The organism is Rickettsiales bacterium (genome assembly GCA_025210695.1).
GTDB lineage: Bacteria > Pseudomonadota > Alphaproteobacteria > Rickettsiales > CANDYO01 > CANDYO01.
In genome coordinates, this window is record JAOARE010000044.1 from 1 (window position 1) to 4,225 (window position 4,225).

Genomic DNA, 4,225 nt, shown 5'->3' on the forward strand with positions numbered 1-4,225 from the left:
AGGCAGAGAAACCATTAATCAAGAGCTAATGAAAATTGAGATATTGGCTTCTCGTATTAAAAACACATTGGAGGGATATGATGAAGAATAATATAGTAAAGCGTATAAGCATTAGTACCATATTATTAATTGTAGCTTTAACAATAGCTTATGGAATATATCTTAAATCTCAACCAACTACACAGGTAGATCAAATAGTAGAGACACAAGAAGAGCAGCAACCTGAGGTAAAGGTAGAGGATATTGAAAATAAGGTGACTTTTGATGTACCTGAGATAAAAATAACTGAACCTGAGCAAGAAAAGAAAAATCAAAACCAAGAGGAAGAAGTAATGGTGGAAATAGAAAAGCCAGTAGTTCCACCAAAGCCTGAACCACCAAAAGATGATTTGCCAAAGGAAGAACCTTCTAGTGATCCAGTGAATACTGATACAGATCCAATACCTAAAGATGAAGATGTAGTTAAGGAGGGGGATGAAGAAGAGAACCCTTATCCACCTAAATATGAAGAGCAACCTAAAGTAGAAGAAAAGCCTGTGAAAGACCCAGTCATAGTAACTCCAGAAGTTCCAAAAGATACATCAGAAGATAAAGGTAATAATTTAGTACCTGATAGTGAAAATCCATTTTTAAAACCACCTACAAATCAAGAGAACAATAATGCACCTGGTGGACATGATGGTTCAAACTATGGAGATGGAGAGTGGGGAAGCGGGGATAAATTTTGAGTTAATTTTAATATTTGAAAAGTCAATTCATTGATGATGAATTGGCTTTTTTACGTTAGGAGATGAGAATTTGAAAAAGATAATATTATTGATGTTAATAATATGTATAGTATTTTCCACAGTGATTATATTTGCTGAAGATAATGCAAATAGTGGGAATGGTAATACTAATAACGCTTTAGAAGGTAAAGGATTTTATAGAGGAACAGAATTTATGTATAAAGTTTCTGTATATGTTGGGTTAAGCAATGAAGCAGATATGAATGATAATATAAATGAGTTTAAAATGGTTGGTAATAATCCTGTAATTGTAAAACCTACTTCTTTTTCATTACCTAGTAACTTGGTAACTAGTAGTCATAGCAAAATAGATTATTCAAGTGGAGCCCATTTAAATAATGTAAATTTTAATTCAATTACATATATTGAGGATTCACCACCGCCAATTCCAATAACAAATGGGGGTAACTTAAGCTCTGTGAAATCATATTTTGGTGATACAAGGACTTTAATAGGGCTAATTGATGCCTTTGCAGATCAAAAAGGCACAACAAGAGAAGGTCTAGTACAAAACATCCAATTCACCATAAATGGCAAAACAGCGTTATACCCACCAGAAGAAATACTACCAGTCAAAATCAACGGACAATATCAAAATAGAGTAGCATGGCTCATAGTTTATGAACCTGTTATAATCACTTACACAAAACCCAATAGCAAAGGATACCGACAACCCATAGCTTTTACTGCTACAGAATATGCACTATCACAGAAACTGGGATACTTCAACTGGTTCTGGGGTGAAACAGGTCAGTATGTAGCAGGAATGACACACAGCGATTTGCCTAATTCCATAGTACTTGAAGAAAGCTGGGTAGGTATTCCAGTAACAAAACCTTTAAAAGACGGTGTTCATTGGAGCGATGATAGGATAATTAGAGGTGGTGGCATCGGTATGAGAATGCTTGAAGCTAATGGAGCTGATGTAGTACCCAATGACACAACATACGATTATACATATAGAGTCAATACAGATGTTATTACGTCCGTAATGGTAGAAGCTGCTAATGGAGATATCACACCAGATACACGGCATATAGAAGTAGATACTAGGAAAAGTGCTTATACAAATCCTTCAGATGGTAAAGGTTATGTAACCATCACAGCCAATGGACAGTCAACGACTACACCAATAGTTATACCAGAGGGGAATAGTCAATACGCTTGGTTGAAGTGGAAAACACCATCACAGCCATGTGAAGTAACGGTCAGCGTTAATATCACAGGTAACTCTTCGGCTAGACTTAAAGAAGGGGGAAGGAGTAAGTCTTTTAAGGTCAAAATAGAAAGCCTATCGGAGAATGTACCCCCTGATCCACGTCCTACAGACACCATGGCAAACTCTGCGATACCAGATTTACCACAGCAGGCAGATAAAACAACTGCGGAATGGGGAATCTACAATGCACAGTGGGATGCAGATTATAGATGGCATGAAGACTGGAAGAAGTATCATAGTGGATGCTACACTAAGACCAATAAAGATGGCAGTACAAAGAGGGTGCACAGATATGAATGGAAAGACGAGGGATGGTGGGAGGACCACGGAGAATGGGTGTATACCTTTACTCAATACACAGCAAGTATTTACGCTAATATGGACTTGATACCTGATAGTCATAATCCAACTGCAAAGGAACTGTATGGAGAATATACGATGGCAAGCGGATATGGGGTAGATACTAAGATAAATGCAGGTATAACAACCAATTCACCATCAAACCATTATACAATTGCACAGAATGTTGTTACCTATTTTCCAGAGTTTAATTATGATACGTTTTGGAGATTGCTTGAAAAAACTGGAGCAACAACATTTGAATTCAGGGAAAATATGTACTCCACCTTTAATAGTAGAACACACTTTACCCCCTTACCTTATCCAGATGGAAAGTATGAAGTATATGCAAAGGTATTAGATTGTTGGACACCAGATGGAATGTTAAGGGTTAACTTAAGCGATAGGGTGACAATAAAAGGGAATGTATTCTCAGATTGGCATAGTGCCCCTTATTATAGATAAAAGATAGTGATGACACAGAAAATAGATTTAGAAATTGACAAGTCATATTAATTATAATATAGTAATGATTAAAACTATTGTAAAATAATATTATATCATATATTTATTAAAATGTCAATAGTTTTAAAAAATAATTCCCAAAAAAATAATTTTGTAGAGGAGAAAATTACTATGGTAAACGGTAAAGCGAGTATGACGGCTATAATTTGTGCATATGGGAGGGCTTATCATGCTATGAATGATGAACCTAAAATTTTTCATGACTATTTAGCACAAGATATGCTAACAGAAGAAGAGCTTATAGGAATCCCAATGCATATGACTAATGGATTTAATTTTTTTAAATCAGAAGAAACTCATCTACATAATTCACAAGAAGCATTAGAATGGGTTATGCAGACGCAAATAGCTCCTACTCCATTAGCGAGGAGTAGATATACCGAAGATATTCTTGAACAAGCAATAAAATTAGGTGTACAACAATATGTAATACTAGGTGCAGGTTTTGATACTTTTGCCTTTAGAAGACCTGAGCTATTAGACAATATCAAAGTATATGAAGTAGACCACCCTGATACACAAAACCTAAAAATTGAGCGTATTGAAAACAATCATTGGGATATGAACAAGTCTCACAAATTTATACCTGTTGATTTTTTAAAAGATGATTTTTCAGTAGAGATAATGAAATCAGATTTTAATCCAGAGAAGTTGACTTTATTTAGTTGGCTTGGAGTAACATATTATCTAACAAAAGAAGAAATGTTAAAAACATTAAATGGAATAATGAAGATAGCCGCGAAAGGCAGCACAGTGGTATTTGATTATCCAGATGAAAACATATTTAACAATGAAAAGAATTCAATACGTGTACAAAAAATGGTCGAATTAGCTAAAGAAAGTGGAGAATCCATGAAAATAGGGTACGACTATTTAAGCTTAGAAAAATATTTGAAAAAAGTTGGATTGCTTATTTATGAACATTTAACACCTTTAGAAATTCCAAAATAGATACTTTGAATGTCGTAGTGACTATTACTGTGCTTTTGAGAATATAAATTTTGTATGTGCAGTAGTTTCAGATAAATAATATTTTTCAAGAGACAGCTACTAAGTAATAAGCTGTCTCTTGAATTTATATAGAGATAAATAAAATCATATATGGAGGTATATAAATGGCAGTTGACCCGATAATTTTAACAAACGTAGCAACAACAATAGGAAAACTTGGCACAGATAAAAACGGGCGGTGGATAATACTAATGTCAGTATTAACACCGCTCATTTTAGTATTACTAATACTCTCATCACCATTTGCCATATTCTTTAGTATGTTTAATGATGGAAGTGATGACAACAATATATCTGTTCGAGCTATTATACAAGAGCTACAGAGCGAACTGAAATATAAGAT

4 protein-coding genes are annotated in these 4,225 nt (G+C 34.5%); all 4 read left to right on the top strand.

From position 1 onward, the window contains the following. Positions 1 to 80: 80 nt before the first annotated feature. Positions 81 to 728, top strand: a complete 648-nt coding sequence (locus tag N4A31_07260; GenBank protein MCT4636013.1) for a hypothetical protein — start codon at positions 81 to 83, stop codon at positions 726 to 728. A 91-nt stretch (positions 729 to 819) separates the two neighbouring features. Then, positions 820 to 2,811 carry a hypothetical protein gene (locus N4A31_07265; protein MCT4636014.1) on the top strand — a complete coding sequence of 664 codons (1,992 nt, stop codon included), beginning with the start codon at positions 820 to 822 and terminating at the stop codon, positions 2,809 to 2,811. A gap of 171 nt (positions 2,812 to 2,982) precedes the next feature. Then, positions 2,983 to 3,822: a class I SAM-dependent methyltransferase gene (locus N4A31_07270; protein MCT4636015.1), complete on the top strand. Its 840-nt coding sequence runs from the start codon at positions 2,983 to 2,985 to the stop codon at positions 3,820 to 3,822. Positions 3,823 to 3,986: 164 nt separating this feature from the next. After that, the coding region (locus tag N4A31_07275) for a hypothetical protein (GenBank protein ID MCT4636016.1) at positions 3,987 to 4,225 on the top strand (239 nt) is incomplete at its 3' end.